The sequence below is a fragment of the Streptomyces sp. NPDC101166 genome (genome assembly GCF_044768125.1).
In the GTDB taxonomy this organism is placed as follows: Bacteria; Actinomycetota; Actinomycetes; order Streptomycetales; family Streptomycetaceae; genus Streptomyces.
The window spans coordinates 1-1,090 of the sequence record NZ_JBIWPF010000311.1; the positions used below are offsets into that span (position 1 = coordinate 1).

At 66.1% G+C, this 1,090-nt stretch carries 1 protein-coding gene; it reads left to right on the top strand.

Annotated elements, in window-relative coordinates; genetic code table 11:
* Positions 1-239: 239 nt before the first annotated feature.
* Positions 240-1,090: geranyl diphosphate 2-C-methyltransferase (locus tag ACIRS4_RS38695; protein ID WP_404205032.1), on the top strand; the 851-nt coding region annotated here is incomplete at its 3' end.

Sequence of the window (1,090 nt, forward strand, 5' to 3'; positions counted from 1 at the left end):
CTTCGAGGCCGAGGCGGGTGCGCTCGCCGCCACCGGATCCCCGGAGCTGCGCCGCTTCCTGACCGGGCTGTGGTCCTGGATGGGCGGCAACCGCGCCTGGCACGCGGACAGTCGCCGCTACAACGACAATCCCTGAGCCGCTTCGCATTTCACGCGATCGGTGTTCCCGTCCCGCACCGGTGTGTTCGTTCGCGCAGTACTTCCAGCGTCATATCACCCATTCGAGAGGATGACCTGCCATGACCGCGCTTCACCCCCAGACCGACGCCGTCCTGAAGACCGAGTACCAGAAATCGGTCGCGTCGTACTGGAACAACAACCCCAACGACGACCGGGTCAACACCAAACTCGGCGAGGTGGACGGGCTCTATCACCACCACTACGGCATCGGCGCACCCGATCTGTCGGTCCTCGAGGGTCCGGAGGAGACCCGCCAGGAACGTCTGGTCGAGGAGCTGCACCGGCTCGAGACGGCCCAGGCCGACGTACTGCTCGACCAGCTCGGCGACGTCCGCCCCGGCGACGCGCTGATGGACGGCGGATCCGGTCGCGGCGGCACCAGCTTCATGGCCAACCAGCGCTTCGGCTGCCGGATGGACGGCGTCACCATCTCCGAGTACCAGGTGGGCTTCGCCAACGACCAGGCCCGCGAGCGCGGCGTCTCGGACAAGGTCCAGTTCCACTTCAAGAACATGCTCGACACCGGGTTCGAGACCGGATCCAAGCGCGGCATCTGGACCAACGAGACCACCATGTACGTGGACCTGTTCGAGCTGTTCGCCGAGTTCTCCCGGCTGCTCGAGCCGGGCGGGCGCTACGTCTGCATCACCGGCTGCTCCAATGACGTGTTCGGCGCCCGCTCCTCCTCGGTGAGCTGGATCGACGCCCACTACGGCTGCAACATCCACCCACGCAGCCAGTACTTCAAGGCGCTGGCGGCCAACAACCTGGTGCCGGTCGCGGTCCGGGACCTCACCCCGGACACCATCCCCTACTGGGAGCTGCGCACCCACTCCGAGCTGGCGACCGGAGTCGAGAAACCCTTCCTGACCTCGTACAAGGAGGGCAGCTTCCAGTACCTGATGATCGT